22 protein-coding genes, 1 tRNA gene, 1 pseudogene and 2 riboswitches are annotated in these 26,877 nt (G+C 66.4%); of the genes and pseudogenes, 8 read left to right on the top strand and 16 right to left on the bottom strand.

The window, feature by feature from the left end; genetic code table 11:
• Nucleotides 1-198: 198 nt before the first annotated feature.
• Both pcrA and NNX38_RS12260 read right to left on the bottom strand, forming a co-directional pair.
• Nucleotides 199-2,649, bottom strand: coding sequence for a DNA helicase PcrA (pcrA, locus tag NNX38_RS12265; RefSeq protein ID WP_255798255.1), 2,451 nt, complete (start codon nt 2,647-2,649; stop codon nt 199-201).
• A 96-nt stretch (nt 2,650-2,745) separates the two neighbouring features.
• On the bottom strand, nt 2,746-3,549 hold the full coding sequence (locus NNX38_RS12260; RefSeq protein WP_255798254.1) for an inositol monophosphatase family protein: 804 nt from the start codon (nt 3,547-3,549) through the stop codon (nt 2,746-2,748).
• A gap of 91 nt (nt 3,550-3,640) precedes the next feature.
• Here NNX38_RS12260 and NNX38_RS12255 point away from each other — a divergent pair, with 91 nt between their 5' ends.
• Nucleotides 3,641-4,273 carry a hypothetical protein gene (locus NNX38_RS12255; protein WP_255798253.1) on the top strand — a complete coding sequence of 211 codons (633 nt, stop codon included), beginning with the start codon at nt 3,641-3,643 and terminating at the stop codon, nt 4,271-4,273.
• Between the two features lie 21 nt (nt 4,274-4,294).
• Here the strand turns inward: NNX38_RS12255 and NNX38_RS12250 are convergent.
• Nucleotides 4,295-6,256: pseudogene (locus NNX38_RS12250) on the bottom strand (MMPL family transporter); the annotation flags it as partial.
• A gap of 86 nt (nt 6,257-6,342) precedes the next feature.
• On the opposite strand from NNX38_RS12250, the gene NNX38_RS12245 reads away from it, so the two are divergent.
• Nucleotides 6,343-6,876, top strand: a complete 534-nt coding sequence (locus NNX38_RS12245; RefSeq protein WP_255798252.1) for a MarR family transcriptional regulator — start codon at nt 6,343-6,345, stop codon at nt 6,874-6,876.
• A gap of 32 nt (nt 6,877-6,908) precedes the next feature.
• Nucleotides 6,909-6,982 (top strand) — tRNA-Arg (locus NNX38_RS12240).
• 38 nt (nt 6,983-7,020) lie between these two features.
• Here the strand turns inward: NNX38_RS12240 and NNX38_RS12235 are convergent.
• Nucleotides 7,021-8,904, bottom strand: a complete 1,884-nt coding sequence (locus NNX38_RS12235) for an ABC transporter ATP-binding protein (protein ID WP_255798251.1) — start codon at nt 8,902-8,904, stop codon at nt 7,021-7,023.
• Between the two features lie 196 nt (nt 8,905-9,100).
• On the opposite strand from NNX38_RS12235, the gene NNX38_RS12230 reads away from it, so the two are divergent.
• Complete coding sequence (locus NNX38_RS12230; protein WP_255798250.1) at nt 9,101-10,813, top strand: ATP-binding protein; 1,713 nt, start codon at nt 9,101-9,103, stop codon at nt 10,811-10,813.
• Here the strand turns inward: NNX38_RS12230 and fdhD are convergent.
• From fdhD to NNX38_RS12185, 9 genes are all read right to left on the bottom strand, one after another.
• Nucleotides 10,810-11,679, bottom strand: a complete 870-nt coding sequence (gene fdhD, locus NNX38_RS12225) for a formate dehydrogenase accessory sulfurtransferase FdhD (protein WP_255798249.1) — start codon at nt 11,677-11,679, stop codon at nt 10,810-10,812. The genes NNX38_RS12230 and fdhD overlap by 4 nt on opposite strands.
• A gap of 92 nt (nt 11,680-11,771) precedes the next feature.
• A complete protein-coding gene (locus NNX38_RS12220; RefSeq protein ID WP_255798248.1) occupies nt 11,772-13,067 on the bottom strand; it encodes a molybdopterin molybdotransferase MoeA in 1,296 nt (431 codons plus the stop codon).
• Complete coding sequence (locus tag NNX38_RS12215) at nt 13,064-13,348, bottom strand: DUF6457 domain-containing protein (protein WP_255798247.1); 285 nt, start codon at nt 13,346-13,348, stop codon at nt 13,064-13,066. Before NNX38_RS12215 ends, NNX38_RS12220 begins: the two co-directional genes overlap by 4 nt.
• A 36-nt stretch (nt 13,349-13,384) precedes the next feature.
• On the bottom strand, nt 13,385-14,035 hold the full coding sequence (locus tag NNX38_RS12210; RefSeq protein ID WP_255798246.1) for a molybdenum cofactor guanylyltransferase: 651 nt from the start codon (nt 14,033-14,035) through the stop codon (nt 13,385-13,387).
• Entirely contained in the window at nt 14,035-14,535 is a 501-nt protein-coding gene (locus NNX38_RS12205; protein WP_255798245.1) for an HNH endonuclease, read from the bottom strand. Before NNX38_RS12205 ends, NNX38_RS12210 begins: the two co-directional genes overlap by 1 nt.
• Nucleotides 14,536-14,787: 252 nt before the next feature.
• Complete coding sequence (locus NNX38_RS12200) at nt 14,788-15,570, bottom strand: NlpC/P60 family protein (protein WP_255798244.1); 783 nt, start codon at nt 15,568-15,570, stop codon at nt 14,788-14,790.
• Between the two features lie 18 nt (nt 15,571-15,588).
• Nucleotides 15,589-16,386, bottom strand: a complete 798-nt coding sequence (locus NNX38_RS16945) for an NlpC/P60 family protein (RefSeq protein WP_255798243.1) — start codon at nt 16,384-16,386, stop codon at nt 15,589-15,591.
• Nucleotides 16,387-16,389: 3 nt separating this feature from the next.
• Nucleotides 16,390-16,548: riboswitch (cyclic di-AMP (ydaO/yuaA leader) on the bottom strand.
• A gap of 148 nt (nt 16,549-16,696) precedes the next feature.
• Nucleotides 16,697-17,461, bottom strand: a complete 765-nt coding sequence (locus NNX38_RS12190; protein WP_255798242.1) for a M23 family metallopeptidase — start codon at nt 17,459-17,461, stop codon at nt 16,697-16,699.
• A 3-nt stretch (nt 17,462-17,464) separates the two neighbouring features.
• Nucleotides 17,465-17,663, bottom strand: a riboswitch (cyclic di-AMP (ydaO/yuaA leader).
• A 90-nt stretch (nt 17,664-17,753) separates the two neighbouring features.
• Nucleotides 17,754-18,452: a metal-dependent transcriptional regulator gene (locus NNX38_RS12185; protein ID WP_255798241.1), complete on the bottom strand. Its 699-nt coding sequence runs from the start codon at nt 18,450-18,452 to the stop codon at nt 17,754-17,756.
• 217 nt (nt 18,453-18,669) lie between these two features.
• Here NNX38_RS12185 and serC point away from each other — a divergent pair, with 217 nt between their 5' ends.
• Nucleotides 18,670-19,797 (top strand): phosphoserine transaminase, encoded by a 1,128-nt coding sequence (gene serC, locus NNX38_RS12180; protein ID WP_255798240.1) that lies wholly within the window; start codon nt 18,670-18,672, stop codon nt 19,795-19,797.
• Between the two features lie 27 nt (nt 19,798-19,824).
• Here serC and NNX38_RS12175 read toward each other — a convergent pair whose 3' ends face one another.
• Genes NNX38_RS12175 through NNX38_RS12165 form a run of 3 tightly spaced genes read right to left on the bottom strand, consistent with a single transcriptional unit; the run spans nt 19,825 to nt 22,161 of the window.
• Complete coding sequence (locus NNX38_RS12175) at nt 19,825-21,105, bottom strand: MFS transporter (RefSeq protein ID WP_255798239.1); 1,281 nt, start codon at nt 21,103-21,105, stop codon at nt 19,825-19,827.
• Between the two features lie 54 nt (nt 21,106-21,159).
• Entirely contained in the window at nt 21,160-21,756 is a 597-nt protein-coding gene (locus NNX38_RS12170) for a DUF3027 domain-containing protein (protein ID WP_255798639.1), read from the bottom strand.
• Between the two features lie 21 nt (nt 21,757-21,777).
• Nucleotides 21,778-22,161 carry a cold-shock protein gene (locus NNX38_RS12165; protein WP_229952760.1) on the bottom strand — a complete coding sequence of 128 codons (384 nt, stop codon included), beginning with the start codon at nt 22,159-22,161 and terminating at the stop codon, nt 21,778-21,780.
• Between the two features lie 211 nt (nt 22,162-22,372).
• Between NNX38_RS12165 and NNX38_RS12160 the strand changes: the two genes are divergently transcribed.
• The 3 genes from NNX38_RS12160 to NNX38_RS12150 are packed head-to-tail and all read left to right on the top strand — an operon-like array spanning nt 22,373 to nt 26,795.
• Nucleotides 22,373-22,684 carry a hypothetical protein gene (locus NNX38_RS12160; protein ID WP_255798238.1) on the top strand — a complete coding sequence of 104 codons (312 nt, stop codon included), beginning with the start codon at nt 22,373-22,375 and terminating at the stop codon, nt 22,682-22,684.
• Nucleotides 22,685-22,723: 39 nt separating this feature from the next.
• Nucleotides 22,724-25,156: a helicase-associated domain-containing protein gene (locus tag NNX38_RS12155; RefSeq protein WP_255798237.1), complete on the top strand. Its 2,433-nt coding sequence runs from the start codon at nt 22,724-22,726 to the stop codon at nt 25,154-25,156.
• Nucleotides 25,149-26,795 (top strand): DNA repair helicase XPB, encoded by a 1,647-nt coding sequence (locus tag NNX38_RS12150; RefSeq protein ID WP_230026423.1) that lies wholly within the window; start codon nt 25,149-25,151, stop codon nt 26,793-26,795. Before NNX38_RS12155 ends, NNX38_RS12150 begins: the two co-directional genes overlap by 8 nt.
• Nucleotides 26,796-26,877 lie beyond the last annotated feature (82 nt).

Here is a 26,877-nt window from a genome sequence, read left to right as displayed (position 1 = left end):
TAGTGTCCTTCTACGTCGAAGTAGGGGTTTACATGCGATCTGGCGATCGCCGAGCAGATGCATCCGGCCGGTCTGCCCCATCAGGAACTTTAGTCCCTTAGGGCAGAACGCCGATCCCAGACTACCCCTTTAGTGATAAAGCACACAGTTCTATCGTTTGTAGAAAATGCCCGGTCTGGGTTATGAAAAAATCCCTGCTCAGCTCTCTTTGGTGAGCGGCGCGTAACGCAGCAGCAGGCGTTTCTCGCCGACGTCGAACTTCACCTTCGCTACTGTCTTATCCCCTGCGCCTTCCACCGCCAGCACCGTGCCGGAGCCGAAGGACGTGTGGTTGACCTTGTCGCCGGCGGCCACGGACACGACTTCCTTCTGCGGCTGCACGCGGCCGATGGCCTTGGCCACCGGTGAATTGGCGGTGCTGCCGCCGGTGCCGCTCGGCGCTCCGGCGCCCCAGGAGGATCCGCCGTAGCGGCTTGAGGTGATGCTGCCGCCGCCGCCCCAGGTGGGACGGTCCATGCCCTCGCGCTTCCACTCAATCAGCTCGGCCGGAACTTCGCTGACAAACTGGCTGGCGGGGTTGTACTGGCTCTGGCCCCACATGCTGCGAACCTCGGACCGGGTCAGGTACAGGCGCTGGCGTGCCCGGGTCAGTCCCACATAGGCCAGCCGCCGTTCCTCGGCCAGTTCGGCCGGATCCGTGGCCGAACGCTGGTGCGGGAACAGGCCCTGTTCCATGCCGGTGAGGAAAACGACCGGGAATTCCAGTCCCTTCGCGGTGTGCAGGGTCATCAGGGTCACCACGCCCTGCCGGCGGGATTCCTCGACGGCGGCCGCGACTTCCTCCGCCGAACCGCCGGGGGCATCGGGAATGGAATCGGCGTCCGCCACCAGGGAGACCTGTTCCAGGAACTCGCCGAGGGAACCCTCTGGATTGTCCCGCTCATATTCGCGGACCACGGCGACCAGTTCGGCCAGGTTCTCGACCCGGGATTCGTCCTGCGGGTCATTGCTGGAACGCAGCTGCGCCAGGTAGCCGGTCTGTTCCAGCACGGCTTCCAGGGCTGCGGACGCGCCGGAGCCGCTGGCCACCTCGGCGAGGTCGTCAATCAGCTTGACGAAGCCGTTGATGGAGTTGAGCGAGCGGGTGGCCAGGCCCGGAGCCTCCTCGGCACGCCGCAGGGCGGCCATGAAGGAGATCCGTTCACGTTCGGCGAGGGCGGCCACGGAGTACTCGGCGCGGTCGCCGATGCCCCGCTTGGGTTCGTTGAGGATCCGGCGCAGGTTCACGACGTCGTCCGAGTTCACCAGCACGCGAAGGTAGGCCAGCGCGTCCTTGATTTCCTTGCGCTCGTAGAACCGCGTGCCGCCGACCACCTTGTAGGGCAGACCCACCCGCACCAGGACGTCTTCCAAGGAACGGGACTGCGCGTTGGTCCGGTAGAAGACGGCGACGTCGCCCGGGCGCAGGTTCTCCTCGTCCTGCAGGCGGTCGATCTCCTCGGCGATGAAACGGGCTTCCTCGTGCTCGTTCTCACCCACGTAGCCGATGATCTTTTCGCCGTCGCCCTCCGCTGTCCACAGCCGCTTCTCGGGGCGGTTGGGATTGCGGGAGATCACCGCGTTGGCGGCGTTGAGGATGGTCTGCGTGGAGCGGTAGTTCTGCTCGAGCAGGATGGTCCGCGCGCTCGGGTAGTCCTTTTCGAAGTCATTGATGTTGCGGACGTCGGCGCCGCGGAAGGCGTAAATGGACTGGTCGGAGTCGCCCACCACGGTCAGTTCGGCCGGCGGCACGTCCAGCGCGTCGTCGTCGCTGCCCACCAGTTCGCGGACCAGGGCGTACTGCGCGTGGTTGGTGTCCTGGTATTCGTCCACCAGGATGTGCCGGAAGCGCCGCCGGTAGTACTCGGCGACACCGGGGAACGCGCGGAACATAAACACGGTCTGCGCAATCAGGTCATCGAAGTCCATGGCGTTGGCCTGGCGCATCCGCTGCGCGTAGCCCTTGTAGACGTCTGCGACGGCCTGCTCGAAGGGATCGGAGTAGTTGGCCGATTCCGCGTAGGACTCTTCGTCGATGAGTTCGTTCTTCAGGGCGGAGATCTTGTTCATGATCGACTTGGGCGTGAAGCGCTTCGGATCCAGATCCAGCCCCTTGGCCACCAGTGTGATCAGGCGCAGCGAGTCCGCCGAGTCGTAAATGGAGAAGTTCGAGTTCATCCCCACGGTCTTGGCTTCCCGGCGCAGGATCCGCACGCAGGAGGAGTGGAAGGTGGAGATCCACATGGTCTTCGCGACGCCGCCCACCAGGTTTTCGATCCGCTCGCGCATTTCGGCGGCGGCCTTGTTGGTGAAGGTGATGGCGAGGATCTGGCCGGGGTTGGACCGGCCGGTGGCGAGCAGGTAGGCGATCCGGTGGCTGAGCACCCGGGTCTTGCCCGAGCCGGCACCGGCCACGATCAGCAGCGGTGAGCCGGCATGCTTCACCGCTTCCTCCTGCTGCGGATTCAGCCCCTGCAGCAGGTCCGCGGCCCGGCTTTCGTCCGCGTAGGAGGAGCCCCTTCGCTCAGTGCCGGAAGGCGGCGCCGTTGCGGCAGGCGCCGGTTCGGCTTTGCGGGGTGCGGGAAAGAGTGGATCAAAGAGATAGTCCATGATGGCTTTAAGTCTAGGCGCTGCGGCTGACATTCCGGTGAGCACCCAAACCGTCCGCTCCGGCGGGGCGGACCGGGCCGGACCTGGCCGAACCGGTCAGCCGGAGGTCAGGGCGCCGTGGATCTCGCGGACCGCTGAGGCGGTGCCGGCAATGTGCCAACGGAAGCCATGCACTTCGACGACGGCGGTGCTGCCGCCCGCGGCTCGGACTATGGCCTTGCCCGGCAGCCAGTCCCACTCCGGGCAGCTGTGCTGGAACCAGGCGCCGGACTGGCCGGTGGCCACGCGGGCCAGGTCGCAGGAGCCGGATCCCATCATCCGGATGGTCGCCGCCCGCGAAGCCGCCGCTGTCCATGGACCGGTGACCTCGGGGCGGAGCAGCCAGGTGGGATGGATGTAGGTTCCCGCGGACAGGCGGTCCAGCGATTCGTCACCGGGTGGAGCAATAACGGATCCGTTGACCGTGGCCGGGAAGCCCTTCCCCCCGATCCACAGTCGGTCTTCCTGCGGCTGGTAGATGGCGCCCAGCAGGACATCCGGGTCTCCGGGAGGTTCGTGCGGACCGGGTTCGTTCCGAAGCGCGATGGCCGAGCACCAGTAGGTGGAGCCGGCGAAGAAGTTGTAGGTTCCGTCCACCGGGTCGATGACCCAGGACCGGCCGGAGGTGCCCTGGTGGCTGGCCCCCTCCTCCCCCACAATCCCGTCATCCGGGCGCAGTTGCCGCAGCCGGTTCACCACCAGGGCCTCAGCCTCGCGGTCCGCGGCGGTAACGACGTCGGACACCGACGTCTTCTCGCTGGCGGTCAGCCCTTCCGAGCGCATGCGCAGGGCAAGCTGCCCGGCCTCCCGCACCAGTTCGGCGGCGAGGTCGAAGTCTTCGGGGGATGCAACGGCACTCATAGACCCCAGCGTAGCCGCCTGCCGGCGCCCCGGACAGGCGCACACGGGGCGGCTCATCGGGGTGCGGGACCGGTGCGGCCATACTGTACCTATGGGAAAAACCGCCGCGCAGCGCGCCGCCAAACACGGAGTCCAAGCCGGACAAGCCCGCCCGGGCGCCCCGGGAGCAATACCCGCGGGACCGCAGGGTAAGAGCAGTCCGGGTCTGCTTGTGATTGCGGGGGTGGTGGCCACACTGTTCCTGTTCTGGTACCTGCACCTCATGGTGCCGGGCCAGTTGTCCGAACTCGCGGACGGCCTGTCCATGCCCGACTCCATGGTCTTCGGCTACGGCGAAGACCACCTGGCGGCCCTGCGCAGTGCCATGGACGAGGAGGCGCTGGGCCGGCTCAGTTACGTGCACAAGACGGCCGGGACGCTCTTTCCCCTGATCTTCGGCCTGACCTGGCTGCTGATTATCGGGCTGAACACCCAGCGCCGGGCATTGCGCTGGGTGCTCTTCAGTGCGCCGATCCTCTTTGTGGTGGCCGACCTGTGGGAGAACATTGCCATTGACAATGCCCTCGGTGCGGCCGAACTAACGGGCGGAGATGCCGCCCTGGCCGGCACGCTGACCGTCGCCCGCTGGATCCTGCTGGGGCTCAGCCTCGTGGCGTCCGTGGTGTCCGTCTTTACCCGCAGGGTTGGACGGCCACCAGAACTTGTCGCCCAGGACAAAGGTTAGGGCCGGGACCACGACGGTCCGCACCAGCAGCGTGTCAAACAGGACACCGATGGCCACGATGATGCCCACCTGGGTCAGGGTCACCAGCGGCAGGACGCCGAGGACCGCGAAGACGGCCGCCAGCAGGATGCCGGCGCTGGTGATCACGCCGCCGGTGGAGCGCAGGGCCGCCAGCATGCCCTGCTTGGTGCCCATGGTGGCCGCGTTTTCCCGGGCGCGGGTGGTCAGGAAGATGTTGTAGTCCACACCCAGTGCCACCAGGAACAGGAACGAGTAGAGCAGTGTCTGCACGTCCATGGCCGGGAAGTCGAGCACATTCTCGAACAGCAACCAGCTCAGACCGGTTGCGGCCAGGAACGTCAGCAGCACGGAGGCGACCAGCAGCACCGGTGCCACCAGGGAACGCAGCAGGATCATCAGCACAAGGAACACCAGGGCGATCACGGAGGTGCCCACCAGCACGGTGTCGTGCTGGTTCGCAGCCAGCTGGTCCACCCGTTCGGCGGCCTCGCCGCCTACCAGCGCCTCATAGTCCTCACCGGCAAGGTCGTTCCGCAGGTCGGTGATGAAGGTGTTGGCTTCGTCGGTGCCGGCCTCGTACCCGGTGACCAGTTCCACCCGGGTACGTCCGTCATGCTCGGTGCCGGGAGTCGCCGCGGTGACGCCTTCGATGCCGGAGAGCTGCGCGACGGCGTCGTCCGCCGAGTCGGTGTCCACCAGGACGGTGACGGGCGAGGATGAGCCGGCCGGGAAGCCTTCGGACAGGGTCTCCGCAGCGGTGACGGCCTGGGGCTTTTCCCGGAACTGCTCGTTTTCGCTCAGGCCGATCTGCAGGGTGAACAGGGCACTGCCCAGGGCCAGCAGCACCAGGACGGCGGTGCCGGCAATGGTCTTGGGCCGGCGTGCGGTGGCTTCACCGAGGCGGCCCCAGAACTTGCCTTCCTTGGCCGGGTCCCCCACCTTGGGCACAAAGGGCCAGAACAGTTTGCGGCCCAGCAGCACCAGGGCCACCGGCAGCAGGAACAATGCGCTGAAGATGGCCAGCACAATGCCGATGGCCGCCGAGAAGCCGAGGCCGCGGTAGCTCTGGGTATCGGCGAACAGCAGGGTGAGCAGGGCCAGGATGACGGTGCCGCCGCTGGCAATGATGGCTTCGCGGGTGCGGGTCAGGGCCTTGCGCATGGCCTCGTACACGGAGTCGTGGACGCGCAGTTCCTCCCGGTACCGGGCAATGAGCAGCAGGGCATAGTTGGTGGCTGCACCGAAGACCAGGACGCTGGTAATACCTACGGCGGACGGATCCACGGTGATTCCCGTGGCCGGGGCCAGCAGGTCCACTACCTTTGCGGCCAGCTGTTCGATGGCGCCGACAATCGCCAGCGGCACGATCCAGAGCCACGGCGAACGGTAGGTGATCAGCAGCAGCACGGCGACGACGCCGGCGGTGACGGTCAGCAGCACGAAGTTGGCGCCCGAGAACACGCCGGCCAGGTCGGCACTGAAGGCCGCCCCGCCGGTCAGCTCGGCCTTAACGCCCTCGGGAGCGGCATCGGCAACGGCGGTCCGGAGATCTTCGACCTCCGCAGAGACGGCGTCGCCGTCGTCGGCGGCTGCCTGCAGCGTCAGCGGAACAATCGCGACCAGCCGGTTTTCCGAAACCACCGGCGGAACCTGCGGCGGCGGACCCGAGGCCCCGGCCTCCGTAGCCGCCGCGTTGATCCCGGCAATGCCGGCAGTGTCCGCGTCCGTCAGCGGACCGCCGTCCTCCCGGGAAACCACCACAATGGCGGAGGATTCCTGCGCGTCGGGGAACTCCTGGAGCAGGTCGGCGACCTGGGCGGACTGGTACTTGTCATTCAGCCCACCCACGTCGGTGGTGTCGTTTTCCTGTGCCGGCAGGGCGAACAGGCCAATGATGACGGCCACCCCGATCAGCAGCGTGATCCACGCCGTCTTGGCGTTCTTCACTATCCCTGCATACATGCGCTTCTCCAAGCCGTCTAAAAAGTATCTCCATTCGAAAGTATCTTAGATATAGAGATACTTCAATTCCCAGTTACTATTGGTTTGTGGAGGACAAAGAGCTACGGCGGGAGATCGTCGACGCAATCCGCGGCATGAGCCTGGACGGCCAGCGTGTCGCGGACGCTTTCGCGCACTCCAACGGCCTGAATGCCACGGACATGCGCGCCCTGGTGCTCATCATGGAGGCGGAGATGCGGCATGAGGCACTAACCGCCGGGCAGCTCAGCGCCCGGCTGGGCACCTCCTCCGGCGCCACAACAGCGGTGATCGACCGGCTGGAGCGCATCGGCCACATCCACCGCAACCGCAGCCATGCGGACAGGCGGAAGGTTACCCTGCACTTCGAACCCCTGGCCATGCAGCTTGCCGGTGCCTACTTCGGCCCCCTGGGCGCCCTCACCGACGAGGTCATGTCGCGGTACACGGAAACGGAGCTGCGCACCATCCTGGGCTTTATGCAGGCCATCCGTGAGAGCTATGACCGCCATATTAAGGACCGGCAGTCCGACGGCGCCGCGGCCCCCGACAACGACGGCGCTCCGGACGGGTTGCAACCACGCAGCGGGAGAAACGGGTAAGCTGGTACCGCCCGCCGGGAAGTCGGCGGTCCGCCCTCGTAGCTCAGTAGGATAGAGCGGCCCTCTCCTAAAGGGCAGGTCGTCGGTTCGATTCCGGCCGGGGGCACATTTTTCTTTAAGGGGCACCCCTCTTCGCCCGTGGACTTACTCCACTGCCTCCGTGGCCGGCTCAGCGGCGAACTGGGTGTTGTACAGCTCCGCGTAGCGCCCGTCCCGCTCCAGCAGTTCCGCGTGCGTTCCCTGTTCCGCGATCCGACCGCCCTCGATGACCAGGATCCGGTCGGCATTTCGGATGGTGGAGAGCCGGTGGGCAATCACGACGGCGGTCCGCCCCTGCAGCGCCTCACCCAGGGCGGCCTGCACGGCGGCCTCGGACGTGGAATCCAAAGCGGCCGTGGCCTCATCCAGGATCACGATCCGCGGCTGTGCCAGCAGCAGCCGCGCGATGGTCATGCGCTGGCGTTCGCCGCCCGAAAGCCGGTAGCCGCGCTCCCCCACCATGGTCTCCAACCCGTCCGGCAGGGACCGCACCATATCCTCCAGCCGCGCACGGCGCAGCGCATCCCAGACCTGGTCGTCGCCGGCTTCGGGGTTAGCCAGCAGCAGGTTCGCCCGGATGGTCTCGTGGAACAGGTGCCCGTCCTGGGTCACCATGCCCAGCGCCTGCCGGATGCCGGCAAAACTCAGGTCCCGCACATCGGTGCCGGAGAAGCGCACGGCCCCCGAATCGACGTCGTACAGCCGTGCCAGCAGCTGCGCAATGGTCGACTTGCCCGCTCCCGAAGTCCCAACCAGGGCGACGGTCTGCCCCGGTTCAACGCGGAAGGACACCCCATGCAGGACTTCCTCCCCGCCGCGGGTGTCCAGGACAGCCACCTCTTCCAGCGAGGCGAGGGACACCTTGTCCGCGGTGGGATAGGCGAACCGGACGTCGTCGAACTCCACGCTCAGGGGCCCGGCCGGCACCGGTGCCGGGGATTTTTTCTCACGGATCAAGGGGCGAAGGTCCAGGATTTCGAAGACCCGCTCGAAGCTCACTACCGCGCTCATGATCTCCACCCGGGCGTTGGCCAGGGAGGTCAGCGGCGCATAAAGCCGGGTCAGCAGCAGCGCCAGGGTCACGACGTCGCCCGTGTTCAGGCTGCCCTGGAGCGCCAGGTAACCGCCCAGCCCGTAGACCAGGGCCAGGGCCAGGGCCGACACCAGGGTCAGGGCCGTCACGAAGACGGCCTGCATCATTGCCATCTTCACGCCGATGTCCCGCACCCGGGAGGCGCGGAGGGCGAATTCGCGCGACTCGGCGTCGGGCCGGCCGAACAACTTGACCAGGGTGGCACCGGGTGCGGAGAACCGCTCGGTCATCTGCGTGCCCATGGACGCGTTGTGGTTGGCAGCCTCCCGACGGAGCGCGGCGAGCCGGCCGCCCATCCGCCGTGCCGGCAGCAGGAACACCGGCAGCAGCAACATGGCCAGCACGGTCACCTGCCAGGAAGTTCCGAGCATCACGATCAGGGTCAGCACCAGTGCGACGACGTTGCTCACCACGCCGGAAAGGGTTCCGCTAAAGGCCTGCTGGGCACCGATTACGTCATTGTTGAGCCGGCTGACCAGCGCACCCGTGCGCGTGCGGGTAAAGAAGGCAATGGGCATCTTCTGGACGTGGTCGAACACCGCGGTGCGCAGATCCAGGATGACGCTTTCGCCGATACGCGAGGAAAACCAGCGCGTGGCAAGGGAGACTGCCGCGTCCGCCACGGCGACGGCGGCAATCAGCAGAGCCAACCGGATCACGACGTCCGGCGCGGTGCCGGCCACGATGGAGTTGACCACCTGCCCGGCCAGGACCGGCGTCGCCACGGCCAGGAACGCGCCCACCACGGACAACAGCACGAACCCCAGGAGCCGGGTCCGGTAGGGAGCGGCGAAGCGGACAATCCGCTTCAGTGTTTCCCGCGAAATCTTGCCGTCTACGCCTTTGGCGCGGGAGATCTGCATCAGCGAACCCCACGCTGCGCCTTCCATGCTCATGTCTGTTCCTCCGATATCCGCACGTTCCAGCTTAAGCCCGTCCGGAGGACGTTCCCGGCCGATCGCTAGTGGCTGAAACTGCTGCGGAATCCGCCCCTGAGGGCACAGTGAAACAAGTCACTATTTTGGCTCCGGGCGCTGGTACACTTCGAATCGCTGCCCCTGAAGCTGAACCGGGCACCGACGAAAGGCCGTAATGCCCCCGGCACTCAAACCCTTCGCCGCCCCCATGGGCGACGCCTCTTCGGAGGGCAATATTCCCGGCACAGAACCGCGTCCCACGGCGCTGGTTGCCGTTGAACAGCCCGAGGTCTTCTCCGTCGTGGCCGGAATCCTCGCCGATGCGGGCCTGGATGCAGTCCCCGTGCTGGACCTGGACGAGGCCATGGAAGCTGCCCGGTCCGGCTCGCCGGTGCTGGCGGTGGTGGATTCCACCGTCCGTCAGGTTGCCGGAATGGACATGCTCAAGCGCCTCCGACACGAACCGGCCATGACCAAGCTGCCGGTCATCCTCGTGGCAGGCGAGGCCGGGCTGGACATGGACTTCATGGTTGACCTGGGCATTGCCGACTTCGTGTCCAGCCCGGTGGACCCCGAGGACCTGGCGCGCCGGGTCAACCTCATCCTGGCCACCGCGCGGGCACGCAGGGACCGGCGGGCGGCCACCTCGCGGCTGCGCGAGGATACGCGCCGCATTTCCGCCGCCATCCGGGCCACGAATGATCCGCAGCAAATGGCTGAGGTAGTGGTTCACGGACTCGGAGCCACCTTCGAAGCGGACCACGTACTGCTGGTCACCTTCCCGGATGAGCGCGTTCCGGAACTGGCGCTGGCGTGGAGCCGTGAGGACACCTCCGGGGGCATTCCCGCGTTGAACGCACATACCACCGGCGAGCTGGCCGAAACGCTCTGGGAGCGGGGCCGGGGAATGGCGGTGGAAGACCACGGTCAGCCCGCCGATGAGCCGGTATCGATAAGCGCCGACTCACGGACTGCCGGGCTGCGCACCTCCGTGATTGTGCCGCTCGGCCACGGAGACAAGGCGTTCGGGCTGCTCTGGCTTGCCGGCGAGGGTGCCCCGCGGGACTGGACGAGCACGGAGATCTCCCTGATCCAGCATGTCAGCGGAAACCTGGCGCACGGTCTCGTGCAGGGAAACCTGATTACCGCGCAGCGGATGGTGCTCAAACGCCAGCGTGACCTGGACCGGGCCAAGACCGATTTCGTGGCCACGGTCAACCATGAACTGCGGACACCGCTGACCTCGATCACCGGTTACCTGGACCTCATCCTCGACGGCTCGGGCGGGGACATCCCGGACGACGTCGCGCAGATGCTCAAGATCGTTGGCCGCAATGCCGTTCGACTCAACCAGCTGATCAGTGATCTGCTGACCATTTCCCGGCAGGATGCGGATGAGACCAACCTCGAGGTGGAGGAAGTGGACCTGGAAGAACTCCTGCGCGCCGTTGCCGCCTCACTGGCACCGGCCGCCGGGGCCAGCAGCCTGGATCTGCGGTTGGAGCTCGGCACCGATCCCTTGCTGGTCGACGGAGACCGCGCCCAGTTGGAGCAGGTCTTCACCAATCTCTGCTCCAACGCCGTGAAATTCACGCCGGCCGGTGGAACCGTGCAGGTCAGTGCCGCGCTGGTGTCACCGGACGGCGCCGGCCCCGTTGTGCGGGTACAGATCCGCGACACCGGCATCGGCATCCCGGAAGCGGACCTGCCCAACCTGTTCCGGCGTTTCTTCCGTGCCTCCAATGCCACGTCCGCAGCCATCCCCGGTACCGGCCTGGGCCTGGCCATCGTCCAGGACATCGTGCTTCAGCACGGCGGGGACCTGGGGATTGCCTCCAAGGTGGGCGAGGGCACCACGGCCACCGTCCAGCTTCCGGCCGCCCGCTAGGCGCCCGCCGACAACTGCGGCTGGACGGGTGCGGGGGCGGCAGCTAGGATCCGTTCCGGCGCGGAATAGCAGTTCAGCGACGTACCGCGGCTGAAACCGATCAGCGTTAGTCCGGCGTCCTTGGCCAAATCCACGGAAAGCGCGGACGGCGCGCTGACGGCGGCGAGCACCGGGATGCCCGCGAGCTGGGCCTTCTGGACCAACTCGAAGGACGCCCGTCCGGATACCTGCAGCACCATTCCGCGCAGGGGCAGCATCCCGGCGCGCAGGGCCCACCCCACCACCTTGTCCACCGCGTTGTGCCGGCCAACGTCCTCGCGCAGGCACAACAGCTCGCCGTCGGCGTTGAACAGACCCGCCGCGTGGACGCCGCCGGTGCGGTCAAAGACTTTCTGGCCTTCGCGCAGCCGGTCCGGCAGGGCCGCCAGCATGTCCAACGGGAGCCTCACTCCGTCCGAGGACGGATCGAAGTGCGACGACTTCCGGACCGCTTCGATGGACGCCGTTCCGCAGATGCCGCAGGAGCTGGACGTATAGACGTGCCGTTCCATCCCGGTGTCCGGGAGCGGGGTACCCGGCCGGAGCTGGACATCCACCACATTGAAGGTCTGCTTGCCATCGTCATCCACTCCGGCGCAGTACCGCAGGCTGATGAGCTGGGCCGGATCCCAGATCACCCCTTCTGAGACCAGGAACCCGGCCACCAGGTCAAAGTCGTCGCCGGGGGTCCGCATGGTGACGGTGAAGGACTTACCCATCACCCGGATTTCCAGCGGTTCCTCCCCCGCCAATACGTCGTCCCGCCGGCTGACGGTCCCGTCCAACCGGAAGCGTGTGACCCGCCCTCGCTGGGTAACCCGTCCCATGGTGTCTCCCTGTCTTTAGTGCATTGACTCTGGCTCCGGGTGGCCGGGGCTTCCCGGGGTGTCCTGCTCGCCGTGCCTACCGGTGGCCGGGCTTATCCGGACGGTGCGCGGTTGACCTGCCATGGCAGGGGCAGCGCCATCACGGCCTGGTCCCTGATGCAGCCCTCCGGCGGCACCACCATAACGGCGTCCGCCTCGGCCAGTCCGCGGAGCATCCCGGAGCGGAAATACGGCGAAGGCATGGCCCGGTCTTCCTGGATGCTGCAGGGAACCAGCCGGGTCCTTCCGGGCAATGGTTCCAGATCCACACCCGCAAGGACATGCCGTTCACGGGAAATCGGTGCCCCGCGGAGTCCGTCCAGCAGCGGTTGGACGATCGTGAAGACGGCCATCATCGCGGCCAGCGGGTTGCCGGGCAGCGCTACCAGCAGGCGGCCGTCCTGCAACCGGGCCAGCATGGTGGGATGCCCCGGACGCATGGCAATTCCGTCAACGAGGAGTTCAGCCTCGACCTCTTCCAAGGCACGGCGCAGATGATCCGCGTCCGAACGTCCGGTGCCGCCGGTAGTGACGAGGACGTCGCCGGAAGACATTGCGATGGAGAGTTCATCCGTGGCTTCGCTGCTCAGCGCCGCCACCACATCCTCCAGCCGGTCCGGCAGGCGCCGGACGACGTCGATGCGTCCGCCCAGCATCGTGATCAGCTGCGGCAGCTGGGGTCCAAAGGTGTCCCGGACCTGTCCGGGCTCGGGCAGGCCGGCTTCGATGACTTCATCTCCGGTCAGCAGCAGGGACACGCGCGGGGAGCGCAGCACCGGCAGGGTGTCATGTCCGCACACGGCAGCCAGTGCAATATGGGCCGGGTTGAGCAGCTTCCCCGCAGGGATAGTGGTCTCCCCCGCCGCCGCCTCTTCGCCGGCCGGGCGGATATGTTCGCCGGCACGCGGTTCCGACTCCTTTGCCTGGTCGCTGAGCGTCAGCTGCGGCGGCGTTGTGGCCGACACCGTTCCGCTTTCGGAGCGCAGGACGGCTTCGGCGCCTTCGGGGATAAGCCCGCCGGTGAGGATCTGCACGGCCTCGCCCGGCTGAAGGGCGCGGCGGCCCGATTCACGGTGGATCTGCCAGCGCTCAACCTCGGGTTCCTCATGGGTAATGACAGTCCACGGCGGCGGCCCCGCGACAACCCATCCGTCCATGGCCGCTGAGGCGTAATGCGGTACCGGTTGCAGGGCACTGGTTTCGAGGGCCAGGATCCGGCCGAGTGCCTCGTCGAGGGGCACCGTCTCATACGGCAGTGGACGGGCGGCCGCATAGGCGGCGTGGCGGGCCTGCGCCCAGGACGCATTGGGCTGGGCGGGCAGGATGACGGGTGCGGCATGTTCGCTCATCGGGCATCTCCTTCCGCTGCGGCGTTCCGGCACTGTTCCGTGGCTACAGCCATGGCCGATTCCATGGCGACGGCGTCGCCGGCCTGGCCGCTGCCGGCGGCGAGGCCCGCCGCATATCCGACAATGAAGGTGGTCAGCGGGGCGGCGGGCCGCACCACGCTGTGCGCTGCAGCTGCAGCCAGATCGAGGACAGCGGAGACATCCACCGGTGTGCCCTCGAGTTCCAGCGCCTGCAGCAGCCTGCCGCTCCACGCCTCGAGTTGTTCCTGCTGGCTTGCCATTCGTGCTCCTTCGTTTCGCTTGGGGACCGCCCGGTGCTACGGCAGGTCCCCGGCGCTCACACCCAAGGTTTGTGCATCATTCCAGGTGTCAACATCGGCTGTACTCGTCGGGGGAACATCAACACCCCTCCATTGCACCCTAGCAAGCAACGCCTTCATGGGCTTGTTCGCTAAACCCTCTGCGGCCAGGGAATCAACAGCGGCGCGCAGGTCAGCTGTGCGGTAAAGCGCCGCCAGCGGCTGGCGGGTGCCGCTGGAATCCACTGCCAGCAGGCTCTCGGCGGGCGGCACGGCCGCTGCAGCCAGCAGGGCCCGGACGGCGGCGGCGACCTGCGGCATATCGCAGGCCAGGACCATCGTCCAGGGGCTTTCGCCGCTGTCCCTGTTCCCGTCCGTCAGGGCCGCCAGGGCGGCGACGGCGGCTCCGACCGCTGCTGCCGGTCCGGCGTAGGCCGGCTCCTCGCGGACCAGCAGCGGTCTCCCCGGGCACCCGGCCGGCACGGTGGAACCGAGCAGCTTCGCCAGCTCCGGCGGCCCCGCGACGGCGACGTTTCGTGCATCCGGCACTGCGGCAAGGGTGGTTTCCAACAGGGTTCGCTCCCCGGCCAGGAGCAGCGCCTTGGGTGTGCCTCCAAGGCGTGTGGAACGGCCGCCCGCCAGGATCACTGCATCATAAGCAGCGGACATCAGGCAGCCGTGTCATTCTGCAGGAACGGGTCCCACTGCGGCGACGGACGTTCAAGCTCGCGGATCTGCCAGCGCGCACCCCGGGGTGCCTTGGGAGATACCCGCAGCTCCCAGCCGAGTTGGGCCAGCGTCCGGTCCCCTTTGCTGTTGTTGCATCGCAGGCAGCAGGCCACCAGGTTTTCCCAGCTGTCATCGCCGCCGCGGGACCGCGGCACCACGTGGTCCACGGTAGCCGCCGCCTTTCCGCAATAGGCGCATTCATGGTTATCCCGGCGCAGGACGCCCCTTCGGGTGGCAACGGTGCCCTCCCGGTAGGGAATCTTCACGTACCGGTGGAGCAGGATCACCGAAGGTCGAGGGAGGATTTCGTTTGGTCCGACCACGGGCTCGCCGCTTTCCGCCACCACACTCGCCTTTCCATTCAGGACCAGCACCAAGGCGCGGCGGAAAGTGATCACGGCCAACGGTTCATATCCAGCATTCAGAACGAGAGTGCGCATGCACATACCTCTTCGCCTGCCGCCCGCGAACCGGTGAGTACAAGACACCGCTTCGCCAACGGCACATCGGATTGTCTATGCAAGAGTAGAACGCGATCGCCATCTTTGCTATTTATGCCGGTGGGACAGGGGTCCGGCCCCGGCCAGCAGCACCGCCTGCGTCCGTGCCCGGGCTGCGGTTCAACAAGGGTTTAACCAGGCAAGGCCCCTCCCGAAGGAGGGGCCTTGCCTGAATGCTGTGCCGGGGGCTGCTTAGCCGCCTACGCGGATGTAGACGCCGCCGGAGCCGAGCTCGGCCGGCGCCACAACGGTGGATCCACCGTTGAATCCGCCGTGCACGGCCTGGCCGCCGCCCACGTACACGGCGATGTGGGCCATGCCCATCCCGCCGTCTGCGTAGTAGATAAGGTCACCGGGGATGGCCTCAGCTGCGCTCACCGTCCGTCCAAGGGAGAGGTAGCTTGCAGGCCAGCCGTGGTGGTTGATTCCGGCCGCCGCCAGTGCATTGGTAACCAGCCGGGTGCAGTCCTGGCCGATGCCCAGCTGCGCGTAGGCAGCTGCTGCAATGGTGGATGCCACACCGGAAGGCGCGCTCTGCGTCGGCTGAACGGGGGCCGGCGTGCTGAGGGTTGTGGCCTGAGCAGCAGGAACCGCCTTGGCAGGGGCACGCGTGTCCGCAGCCACGGCAGCCGGTGCAGGTGCTTCGGCAACCGGAGCTACCGGTTCGGCCACGGGAGCCGGAGTGGTTCCGGCAATGCTGTCCCGTTCGAACGAAACCGGCGCATTTCCGGAGACCTGGAGGGTCTTGACCGAGGAAAGATCCAGGGTGCTTGTCTGGACGTCGCGCATGGCGTCTGCCCCGGAGGCATTGGCCGCGACACCGGTGGTCAGTACCAGCCCGGAGGCCGCCGCGATCACGGCGGCCTGGCGGCCCACCGTTCCGGCGTTGGCACTGACGGCGCCGGCAAGGGCGTTCAGCGTGGTGGTGCGTTCCACCGGCGCCCGGTGGCGGGCGCGCTCAATTGTCGAAGTCATGCTGTCTCGAAACCGGGCTTAGCTGACGCGGACGAAGCTGGCGCCCGGCAGATCGGAGAGTGCGTGCAGGCCGGTGTTCATGCCGTTGAGGCCACCACTGACTACCTGGCCGTTGCCAACGTAGATCGCGACGTGGCCGCCGGTGATCACGAGGTCGCCGGGAGCCGGAGTGGAAACTACGGAACCGAACTGGAAGAACTGGCCGGGGGCCAGGTCGCCGACGGACTTGCCGACGGAGCGCAGTGCGTTCTCGACCATGGCGGTGCAATCCTGCGCCACACCGATCTGGCCGTAGGCGGAGGCAACCAGGCCGGCCGCGACGTTGCCGGAAGCCGGAGCTTCGACAGCTGCCGAGGTGGAGGAAGCTGCCACTACGGCGGGGCCGGAGGCTGCCGGGGCGGTGCGGGCGGCTGCGGCATTCTTGGTGGCTGCTGCCTGGGTTGCTGCGGCCTGCGAGGCTGCCAGCTCTTCGGCTGCCTGGGCTGCGGCCTCTTCGGCTGCAACCTGTGCGCGGTATTCGGCGCCCGAGGTGGAGCTGGGGGCAACCAGGGGAAGCTCGAACGGTGCGTTGGCGGGAGCGGTAACGCTGCCGGCCACGATGTTCAGGGGGGTTGCTGCGAGTGCCTGGCGGTCCGTGCTAACGGAAGAAGCCTGTGCAGGAAGTCCGGCAGCCAGCACGAGGCCGGACGCTGCAACTACGACGGCGGCCTGGCGGCCTACGGTTCCGGCGTTGCTGCTGACTGCCTTGGAAAGTGCAGTAATCGGGTTGGTCTGTACGGTGGCAGCGCGACGGCGGCCATGAGCGTGTGATGACACAAGTTTGCCTCTCCCAATTGCCTACGAGGTGAGCTGTCGGATTCGGATGGGAGTCACCCGGTTGCCCGGCCAATGGCCTTTTGCAACTTAACCCCAAGGGTTTCTTTCGAAACCCGAAATTGGTTCCCCCGCCTCTGCCATGCGATTCTGCGAACGGACTTCAAACAGTGGCAGAGCTAGGCGATCTGTTCGAAGGTGCCCCACCTTTGGCGAATCGGGCACGAGGATGAGCGTACAGCAACATTTGAGGTATGTCACGTTCCGATCACGAAATGATATTCAACTGGTTACAACCAATTGAATTACGCGCTTACAACCAATTCAGCGGGTCCACTACTTCGCCGTTAACCATGACCTCGAAATGCAGGTGGCAGCCGGTTGAGGAACCGGTTGTACCGCTTGCGCCGACCAGGAATCCGCGGTCGACTTCGGTGCCCATGGTGACGGCAATGTTGGAAAGGTGGTTGTACGTCGTCTGTACTCCGTTGCCGTGATCAATCACCACGCGGTTGCCGCCGCCGTAGGGATGCCAGCCGGCGAAGACCACGGTGCCGGATGCCGCAGCGTTGACCGCGGTACCGCAGACGGCGGCGAAGTCCTGCCCGTTATGCATCTCGCCGTGCTCCCCGGTAATGGGGCTGACCCGGTGGCCAAACCCGGAGGTCTGCACCAAAGAAGAGTCCAGGGGCGCGGACAGTGTGCCCTTCGCCGCGGCAGGGACTGCATGCGAGCCGGCGGCAACGGTGATGGAGGCCAGCTTGGCGTCCGGGTCATATTTGCTGCTCAGCCCGGCCCGGGCGAATCCGATATCAGCGTTCGGGTCCGCCGAGACGGGCGCGTCGATCGCCGCCGGCTCGAGCTGGACCGGGTCGTCCGCCGCCGCATGCGTGGGCATGGCGGCCGTGAGGATCAGGCCCGACGTGGCAGCGGTAATGGCCACTTTCTGGGCGGCACAGCCCACGGACACGGACTTGGTTTCGGCGCGCCGACGGCCTGACGGTGAGGCGTTGCGCGGGCGCGCAGGTGCAATAGGAGCTGACGCGCGGCGTCGGCCCGAAGCAGCATGCTTCGACAAGTTATTCCCTCTCATGGATCGCCTGCGAAGTTAGCTGTCGGATTCGAGTAGAGAAAACTCGGCCTTTCCGGAAAAGGCGGGGCATCGCCTGCAACTATGCAGGAAATGCCGCCGGCCCCCGAAAGGCTTCACCCCAAGGCAGCATTGCTGCCGGAAAGTGGGTCCTCCGCCCCTGCCTGGACGAGTTTGGTGCTCCGGTCCGCTGGCAGGGCTCGGCGGACGGACCGGATAACGATGGTGTTTCAGCGTCGGAACTCACTATAGGGTAAATGTCACAAAAGTGACCATTCCGTTACCCAATAGGAGAAACAAAGACGTGGGAGGCCACTTCCATAGGCAGTTCCAAGGCACCCTCGATGCCCGGAACGCGAACGGAAATATAGCCGCCTACAACCTCTGCGGTGATCTGGGCTCCGGGCCGCAGCCCCGCTTCGTCCAGTTGGGAAAGCAGTTCGGGTTCCACCTGGATGGGTTCCGCCAGCCGGACCAGCCGAAGCTTGGCCCCCGGCTCGGCCGTAGCGACAGTGGACACCAGGTCGACGACGCCGGTGATGAACACTTCCGCCGCCACCCCGCCGATTCCCTCGAGGCCGGGAATGGGATTGCCGTAGGGCGATTCCGTGGGGCGGCCCAACAGCTCATACAGCCGCCGTTCCACGCGCTCACTCATCACGTGTTCCCAGCGGCAGGCTTCATCGTGCACGTACGCCCAGTCAAGTCCGATGACATCGGCAAGGAGCCGTTCGGCCAGGCGGTGCTTGCGCATAACTTCGGTGGCCCGGCGCCGGCCCAGTTCCGTCAGCTCCAGCCGGCGCGTTCCGGCAACAACTACGAGCCCGTCACGTTCCATCCGTCCAATGGTCTGGGAAACCGTGGGGCCGGAGTGCCGCAGCCGTTCGGCAATGCGTGCACGGAGGGCAACAATGTTCTCTTCTTCCAGTTCCAGGATGGTCCTGAGATACATCTCAGTGGTGTCAATGAGATCCGTCATGACGGGCCGCTCCTAGTAAGGGAGGAAGAAGGGCAACGCACCGCTGCCCGGGGGGTGTACGCCAACACGTTAGCCTATCCGCCGGACCGCCCGATAATTGCGCGGCGCCGGGCACAGGGTCTGGTGGCGGGCGTCATACATCGCCGCCTCCCGGGCGTGTACGGCAGAATGGAAGTGCATATCCGCCACCTTCGAAACCTGCTTGGAGCGTCACGCCATGGGCGATACCGCCGCACTGAAAATTCCCGCTGGACTCCTCCCGAAGGACGGCCGATTTGGTGCCGGTCCTTCCAAGGTACGCCCGGAACAAATGTCCGCACTCGCAGCGGCGGGAGCAAACCTGCTCGGCACCTCCCACCGGCAGGCTCCGGTACGGAACCTCGTTGGCAGTGTCCGTGAAGGCCTCACCGAGTTGTTCTCGGCTCCCGAGGGCTACGAAGTTGTCCTGGGCGTAGGCGGCTCCACCGCTTTCTGGGACATTGCGGCCTTCGGCCTGGTCCAGGACAAGGCCCAGCACCTGTCCTTCGGCGAATTCGGCTCAAAGTTCGCGGCAGCCACCAACAAGGCTCCGTTCCTCTCGGCATCCAGCATCATCACCTCCGTTCCCGGGACGCGCCCCGAGCCCGCCGCGGAGGCCGGCGTCGACGTTTATGCCTGGCCCCAGAATGAGACCTCCACCGGCGTGGCCGCCCCCGTACGGCGCGTGGAAGGCGCCGACGCCGGCTCCCTGGTCCTGATTGATGCCACCTCCGCTGCGGGCGGCCTGGATGTGGACCTGGCCCAGTCGGATGTCTATTACTTCGCACCGCAGAAGAACTTCGCTTCCGACGGCGGACTGTGGCTGGGCATGTTCTCTCCGGCGGCGCTGGAACGGGCGGCCCGGATCAACGCCGGGGAGCGCTGGATTCCGGACTTCCTGAACCTGCAGACCGCCATCGACAACTCGAGGCTGAACCAGACCTACAACACGCCGTCGTTGTCTACGCTGGTGACCCTTAACGCGCAGATCGAATGGCTCAACGCCAACGGCGGTCTTGCCTTCGCAGCCGGCCGGACCGCCGAGTCGGCGGGGCGGATCTATTCGTGGGCGGAGAAGTCCTCGGTGGCCACTCCGTTCGTTCCCCGCGCCGAGGACCGCTCCAACGTGATTGCCACGATCGATTTCGAGGCGGACATCGACGCCGCGGCAATAGCGAAGACCCTGCGCGCCAACGGCGTCGTGGACGTGGAGCCCTACCGCAAGCTCGGCCGCAACCAGCTGCGGATTGCCACCTTCGTTGCCATCGAGCCCGACGACGTCAGCGCCCTGCTCGAGTGCATCGATTATGTGATCGCGAATTCCTGACCCATGCCCCGCAGCAGGACCCGGACGCTAGGCGTTGTCCGGGTCCTGCTGCTTATCCGGAATATCCGTGGTCATGCTCAGCCTGCGCGGCAGGCTCCGGTCATAGTGGAAACGCATGCCGTAGGTGCGCCAGGCCCAGACGAAACCAATCGCAGCGGCCAGCAGACCTGAAGCGGCGGCAACGCCCAGGCTCCAGCGGGGGCCAAAGGAGTTCGAGACCCACCCCACCACCGGGGCGCCCAGCGGCGTGCCGCCCATAAAGATGGCAAAGTACAGGGCCATCACCCGCCCGCGCATGATCTGGGCCGTGGTGGTCTGGACATATGCGTTGGCGCTGGTCATCAGGGTCAGGGCAAACAGTCCGACGGGGATCAGCGAGACGGCGAACAGGATCAGGCTGGGTGCCGCGGCGGACAGGATGCAGGCCAGGCCGAAGGCTCCGGCTGCACCGAAGACAAAGCGCAGGCGGGGCCGGTCCCGCCGGGCGGACAGCAACGCGCCGGCAACGGATCCAATGGCCATCACCGAATTCAGGACGCCGAAAATGCCGGCGTCCCGGCCGAACTCGGTACGTGCCATGGCTGCTATGTAGATAGCGAAGTTCATGCCGAAGGTCCCCACGATGAAGATCGCGAGCATCACCATGATCAGGTCCGGCCGGTGCCGCACGTAGGCAAGTCCGGCCCGGATGCGGCCCTTCCCCGGGGGCGCCTTCGGCAACACGCGCAGCTCGCCGGCACGCATTTTCAGCAGCGCAATGACCATGGCGCCGAACGTCACGGCGTTGAGTACGAAGACCAGGCCCGGGCCCACGGCCACGGTCAGGAGGCCGGCGACGGCGGGGCCGATCATCCGTGCCCCGTTGAAGGAAGCGCTGTTAAGGGCGACGGCGTTGGGCAGGTCCCGCTCGGACACCACCTCGGAGACGAATGCCTGCCGCGCCGGCCCGTCCACGGCGGACACCACGCCGAGAGCCAGCGCGAAGGCGTAGACATGCCACAGCTCGGCATGCCCGGAGAGCACCAGGAACCCCAGCGCCAGCCCCAGGGCGCCCATGCTGACCTGCGTGAGCAGGAGGACCTTGCGGCGGTTGTACGTGTCGGCGATCAGGCCTGACCACGGGGCCAGGAGCAGCTGCGGGCCCAGCTGCAGCGCCATGACTATTCCCATGGCTGCCGCGTCCTGGTCGGTCAGGATGTCATAGACAAGCCAGTCCTGCGCCGTACGCTGCATCCAGGTGCCGATGTTCGACACCAAGGCACCGATAAACCAGATGCGGTAGTTGAAGATGCGAAGGGAACGGAACATCAGTCCAACGCCCCCTTGGGGATAGTGAACTCTGTTGCCGCAACCGTCACGGGATTATTCGTCCTCCTGCGCACCTGTCTCATCGGCGTGCTGTTCGCCGGTCTGGTCCTCGCCTGCCTCGTCCTGCTGCCCGTCGTTGTCCTGGCCAGCCAGTTCCTTATCGGCCTGTTCCTGGTCGGCCTGTTCCTGGTCGGCCTGTTCCTGCGCCCGCTGTTCCTGTTCCTGCTGTTCCTGTTCGGCCGCAATATCTTCCGGACGCAGCCGGTCGGACCAGGGCACCCACTCGGGAGCCAGCAACGCTTCGTCCGAGGGGAGCAGCCCCACCTCGCTGACTGTCACCTTCTTGCTCCGGGGCATACGGGCAACCGTGGCGTACCAGTACCACCCGCGGTAGCCGGGACGGAGGGAAGAGAACCGGTGCGTCACCACCCGTTCGGCGTCGGCCGCTGCACCCAGGTAATTGCCTACTTCGCCTTCGGACACCACGTCCAGCAGTCCGGCGCGGGCTTCGGCCACGGCAGCCGCGAGCACAGCGTCGGGCTTCCCCGGCCGGCGCGGGGCGCGCTTGCGCACCGCCGGAGCAGCAGCATCCGCCGCAGCGTCGGCATCACGTTCAGGGGACGGGTCGGAAGAGGGAGTTACCGGTCTCATAGTCACTTCAGCGCACGTACCTTATATATCCAGATCATCGGCAACGGCCCGCAGGACGGCAGCTACCTTGGATGCGTGCTTCTTATCCGGGTAGCGGCCGCGCCGCAGTCCGTTGGAAATACCGTCCAGCAGCTTGATGAGGTCCTCGGTGATCGCGGCCATGTCTTCGGCATCCTTGCGGGTGGCCTTGGCTACCGACGGCGGGGCCTCCAGAATGCGGGCGGAAAGGGCCTGCGGTCCGCGGCGGCCGTCCGCCACACCGAATTCCATGCGGGTGCCGGGCTTGACCTCGCTGACTCCCGCAGGCAGGGCCGAAGCGTGCAGGAAGACTTCCTGCCCATCGTCCGTGGCCAGAAACCCAAAACCCTTACCAGTGTCGAACCATTTGACCTTGCCGATGGGCACTTCGGTTACCTCGTTCTTAGTTTAATTGCAGCAGGACACCTGCCGCAGGAATGGACGTGACCCGCATTGGCCCGCCAGGCCCGAAGCGGCGCCGGAGTACCTTTGGAGATACTACGGGGAAGTCTGTTCCCTTTAGAATATCCCGACAAGGGAATGGGGCACCAAGGCCTCCCCTTTGTCCCGCGGTTTTCCGCTGTTAGCGTTAATTAACATGAGCAACACCCCACCGGAGAAGGTCCGGGTCCCCGCGGCAAGCGCAGAGAAGCAGATGTCGGCACCCCACACCCCGCCGGATCCCCGAGTTCCTCCCCGCAAATCACCGCTCCGCTGGTTTGCCACCCTACTTGCGGCCGTGCTGGCCCTGTTCGGACTGGGCACGCTCGCTGCGGTACTGATCCTTTCCCTCGGGGGCGAGGCAGTGGCGCCTTGGCTGGTGGCGGCTTCCCTCTACGCGCTCCCCCTCGCGTTCCTGCTTATGGCGGGCCTGGTGATCGACGGAATCAGGCGCCGGCGCCGGGGCTGATCGGTCCGTTTTTCTCCCCACTCAGGTAACGTGGTTTTGATGTCCGCGATTCGAGCTCTGGCCGAAGATTTAGCCGCACGCAGTGATGACCAACTGCGTGAATTGCTCACGGCCCGGCCCGATCTGGCGCTCCCTGCCGTCCCGGATTTCCAGGCCCTGGCTGCACGCGCTTCCACACGTGTCAGCGTCCAGCGGATCCTCGAGAAACTGACGGCACCGCAGCTGCAGGTCCTGGAAGCGGTGGACCTGACCACCAACGAAGATTCCCAGCTCAGCACCACCGCTTCATGGCTGAAAACGGCAATCTCGGGCTCAACCATCAAATCCCTCGATGCGATCCTGGGCCATCTGCATTCCCTGGCCCTGCTTCGGCGGGCCAAGCCGCACCCCGGAGCACCGAAGGCTGACGCGTCGCGCCGGTTCTATCTGCCCGTCTCGGTCCTTGGCGAGGCGCTGGGAGCCTACCCCGCCGGGCTGGGCAGGCCGTACTCCACCCTGGCGGCTCAGCATCCGGAGTTCGGGCAACGCCTGGTGGGCATTGTCGAGGGGCTGCGCAGCAGCGGACTGCCCATAGAGAAGGCCGACACCCCTGCCACCGCCGCCCATTCCCTGCATCATCTGGTCTCTGATCCTGCAGGCTGGGCGACGCTTATGGAGGGCGCTCCGCCGCAGACAACAGAGTTGCTTCGCCGGTTCAAGTATTCGCCGGTGGGCACCATCCCCAAGAAGGCCGCCCTGGGACGCGCCGTCCTGGACAACCCCTCCCCCACCCCGGTGGAGTGGCTCGTGGCCCGCGGCCTCCTGGTCCCCTTGGATGCGCTTCACGTGGAACTTCCGCGGCCGGTGGGCCAGGCGTCCCGTGGCCATGTAATCGTCTCTGACTTCCAGCTGGAGGCACCCCGGCCGGTTCCGCGTAACGTCGCCCGCAACCTCCGGGACAACGCCGCGTTTGGAGCGGTGGCCGAAACCCTGCGGCTGGTTACGGAACTGCTGGCGCTTGCAGCTGAAAATCCGATCGGGACGCTGCGTTCCGGGGGCGTCGGCGTGCGCGAAGTACGCCGCCTCTCCGAGTCCCTGCGGCTGGACGGTGCCGCTACGTCCTGGCTGCTGGAGCTGGCTGCTCTGGCCGGGCTGATCACCTTGGATGCTGCAACCTCACGCTGGGGCGCCACCGAGGGAACCTGGCTCACCCAGAACCGTGAAGATCAGTGGCGCCGATTGGTGGAAGCCTGGCTGGACGCGGACCGCGCACCGTCCCTGGTGGGCGCCCCCCTGCCGGCAGGCGGAGCAGTGAACGCGCTGGCCGCCGAAGTTTCCCGTCCGGACGCCCCTGTGGTCCGCCGTCGGGCCCTGGAAATGCTTGCCCTGCTCTCCGACGTCGAGGGCGCCGGCGAAAACGAGACTGTCGGTGCCTTCGAAACCGAGGACCTCATCAGTGCCCTGACCTGGCACCAGCCGCGGCTGCAGCGGCGTTTTGCCCGGCTGGTGCCGGGCATCCTGAAGGAGGCCGCCCAGCTGGGGCTGCTCGGTTCAGGGGCGTTGACGGTGCTGGGCTCGGCCGTTGCCGGCAGCGACTATTCCCGTGCCACTTCGGTGCTGCGTGACGCGCTGCCTGCGCCCTTGAATTCCTTCCTCCTGCAGGCTGACCTCACGGCGGTGGCGCCCGGGTACCTGGAGCCCGACGTCGCCCGGGAGCTGGCCCTGATTTCCACGGCGGAAGGCCAGGGACCGGCAACGATCTACCGGTTCTCGGCCGAGTCCATCCGGCGGGCACTGGATGAAGGGCACGACGCCGACGGCATCCTCGCCTTCCTGCACCAGCATTCCGCAACGGAGGTCCCCCAGCCGCTGCGCTACCTGGTGGAGGACACCGCAGCCCGGTACGGCCGGCTGCGGGTGGGTGCGGCCGGATCGTATCTGCGCAGTGATGACGAGGCCGGGTTGAACGCCCTGCTGGCGGACCCTCGGACCGCTTCACTCGGCCTGGTGCGGTTGGCCCCGACGGTGGTCGCAGCCAACGTGCCCGCCAAGGAACTCACCTTTTCCCTTCGGGAGCTCGGCTATCCGCCGGCGCTGGAAGGCCCGGCGCGCAAACCGGTTGGCTCCCACCGGATGGTCCCGGTGCCGGCACCGTCCTCCTCTCGGGCCCGGTTGAACCCGTGGGAACTTACGGACGAGGACCTGGACCGGCAGCTTGCCGCGCTGCGCGGCGGAGGGCCCGTCCCACACGCCGGCGAGAGCCAGTCCCTGGTCAGCCTGGAAACCCTGCGCAAGGCCATCCGCACCAAGAGTTCGGTGCGGATGGGCGTGGTGGATGCCCAGGGGAATCAGCGGCAGGAGATTTTCGTTCCCCTGTCAGTGAGCGACGGCAGGGTCCGGGTCTATGACCCGCGCAGCGACGTCGAACGCACAGTGTCAGTACATCGGATTATGGACGTGGAAATAGTGGAGGGTAGCCCGGCACATGGTTGACGGACCGTTGATTGTCCAGAGCGATAAGACGATTCTTCTGGAGGTCGATCATGAACAGGCAACCGAGGCCCGGCACGCCATCGCCGCTTTCGCCGAACTCGAGCGTGCCCCCGAGCACATCCACAGCTACCGGCTGACGCCGCTGGGACTGTGGAATGCGCGGGCTGCGGGGCTCGACGCCGAACAGGTCCTGAACACGCTGCTTATGTACTCCCGTTTCCCGGTGCCGCATTCGCTGCTGATCGACATTGAAGAAACCATGTCCCGGTACGGCCGGCTGCGCCTCGAGAAGGACCCCCAGCACGGGTTGGTGCTGCGCACCAATGATTACCCGGTGCTCGAAGAAGTAATGCACGCCAAGAAAATCCAGCCGCTGCTGGGCCCGCGGATCGACGGCGAAACGGTAGTGGTGCAGTCTGCCATGCGCGGCCAGCTCAAACAGCTGCTGCTGAAGCTGGGCTGGCCTGCCGAAGACCTGGCCGGTTATGTGGACGGCACGCCGCATCCGATCCTGCTCAACGAAGACGGCTGGGCCCTGCGCCCCTACCAGAAGCTCGCCACCGAGAACTTCTGGGCCGGCGGTTCCGGCGTGGTGGTACTGCCCTGCGGTGCGGGCAAGACCCTGGTGGGTGCCGCGGCCATGGCCACCAGCTCCACCACCACCCTCATCCTGGTAACCAACACCGTCTCCGCCCGGCAGTGGAAGGATGAGCTGCTCAAGCGCACCTCCCTGACCGAGGACGAAATCGGTGAATACTCCGGCGCGGTGAAGGAAGTCCGGCCGGTCACCATCGCCACGTACCAGGTCCTGACCCTCAAGCGCGGCGGACTCTATCCGCACTTGGAGCTGCTGGACGCCAACGACTGGGGCCTGATCATCTACGACGAGGTGCACCTGCTCCCGGCACCGATTTTCCGGATGACCGCGGACCTGCAGGCCCGGCGCCGGCTGGGTTTGACCGCCACCCTGGTCCGTGAGGACGGCCGCGAGGGCGAGGTCTTCTCCTTGATCGGCCCCAAGCGCTACGACGCCCCGTGGAAGGACATCGAGGCGCAGGGCTACATTGCCCCGGCCGAATGCATCGAGGTCCGGGTGGACCTGCCGCGGGATGAGCGGGTGGCCTACGCCATGGCCGAAGACGGGGACAAATACCGCCTGTGCTCGACTTCGGAGACCAAGACCGGCGTCGTCGAACAACTGGTCCGCCGCCATGCCGGCGAGCAGACCCTGGTGATCGGGCAGTACCTGGACCAGCTGGACGAACTCTCCGAGCGGCTGGACGCACCGGTGATCAAGGGTGACACCCCGGTCAAGGAACGCCAGCGGCTCTTCAATGAATTCCGCGAAGGAGCCCTGAGCACCCTCGTGGTGTCCAAGGTTGCGAACTTCTCCATCGACCTGCCCGAGGCGTCCGTGGCCATCCAGGTCTCCGGTTCCTTCGGCTCCCGGCAGGAAGAGGCCCAGCGGCTGGGACGGCTCCTGCGCCCCAAGGCGGACGGCAAGGCAGCGCACTTCTACACCGTGGTGGCCCGCGACACCCTGGACCAGGACTTTGCCGCCAAACGGCAGCGCTTCCTCGCCGAGCAGGGTTACGCCTACTCCATCCTGGACGCTACGGATATCGAAAAGCCGGTGTAGTGCGGCCTCGGGGAAGTGCATATCGTTCCGGGCCGAGCGCAATGTCGGCCGATATAGGAGCTGACGCTCACCGGGCACTCCC

It is taken from the genome of Arthrobacter sp. zg-Y238, from assembly GCF_024385525.1.
In the GTDB taxonomy this organism is placed as follows: domain Bacteria; phylum Actinomycetota; class Actinomycetes; order Actinomycetales; family Micrococcaceae; genus Arthrobacter_B; species Arthrobacter_B jinronghuae.
This window is presented reverse-complemented; position numbering and strand designations above follow the sequence as displayed.

Bases quoted from the DNA above. Each gene is read 5' to 3' on its own strand.
- pcrA (WP_255798255.1), bottom strand. From the start codon at position 2,649: ATGGACTATCTCTTTGATCCACTCTTTCCCGCACCCCGCAAAGCCGAA.
- NNX38_RS12260 (WP_255798254.1), bottom strand. From the start codon at position 3,549: ATGAGTGCCGTTGCATCCCCCGAAGACTTCGACCTCGCCGCCGAACTG.
- NNX38_RS12255 (WP_255798253.1), top strand. From the start codon at position 3,641: ATGGGAAAAACCGCCGCGCAGCGCGCCGCCAAACACGGAGTCCAAGCC.
- NNX38_RS12235 (WP_255798251.1), bottom strand. From the start codon at position 8,904: ATGAGCATGGAAGGCGCAGCGTGGGGTTCGCTGATGCAGATCTCCCGC.
- NNX38_RS12230 (WP_255798250.1), top strand. From the start codon at position 9,101: ATGCCCCCGGCACTCAAACCCTTCGCCGCCCCCATGGGCGACGCCTCT.
- fdhD (WP_255798249.1), bottom strand. From the start codon at position 11,679: ATGGGACGGGTTACCCAGCGAGGGCGGGTCACACGCTTCCGGTTGGAC.
- NNX38_RS12220 (WP_255798248.1), bottom strand. From the start codon at position 13,067: ATGAGCGAACATGCCGCACCCGTCATCCTGCCCGCCCAGCCCAATGCG.
- NNX38_RS12215 (WP_255798247.1), bottom strand. From the start codon at position 13,348: ATGGCAAGCCAGCAGGAACAACTCGAGGCGTGGAGCGGCAGGCTGCTG.
- NNX38_RS12210 (WP_255798246.1), bottom strand. From the start codon at position 14,035: ATGTCCGCTGCTTATGATGCAGTGATCCTGGCGGGCGGCCGTTCCACA.
- NNX38_RS12205 (WP_255798245.1), bottom strand. From the start codon at position 14,535: ATGCGCACTCTCGTTCTGAATGCTGGATATGAACCGTTGGCCGTGATC.
- NNX38_RS12200 (WP_255798244.1), bottom strand. From the start codon at position 15,570: ATGACTTCGACAATTGAGCGCGCCCGCCACCGGGCGCCGGTGGAACGC.
- NNX38_RS12185 (WP_255798241.1), bottom strand. From the start codon at position 18,452: ATGACGGATCTCATTGACACCACTGAGATGTATCTCAGGACCATCCTG.
- serC (WP_255798240.1), top strand. From the start codon at position 18,670: ATGGGCGATACCGCCGCACTGAAAATTCCCGCTGGACTCCTCCCGAAG.
- NNX38_RS12175 (WP_255798239.1), bottom strand. From the start codon at position 21,105: ATGTTCCGTTCCCTTCGCATCTTCAACTACCGCATCTGGTTTATCGGT.
- NNX38_RS12170 (WP_255798639.1), bottom strand. From the start codon at position 21,756: ATGAGACCGGTAACTCCCTCTTCCGACCCGTCCCCTGAACGTGATGCC.
- NNX38_RS12160 (WP_255798238.1), top strand. From the start codon at position 22,373: ATGAGCAACACCCCACCGGAGAAGGTCCGGGTCCCCGCGGCAAGCGCA.
- NNX38_RS12155 (WP_255798237.1), top strand. From the start codon at position 22,724: ATGTCCGCGATTCGAGCTCTGGCCGAAGATTTAGCCGCACGCAGTGAT.
- NNX38_RS12150 (WP_230026423.1), top strand. From the start codon at position 25,149: ATGGTTGACGGACCGTTGATTGTCCAGAGCGATAAGACGATTCTTCTG.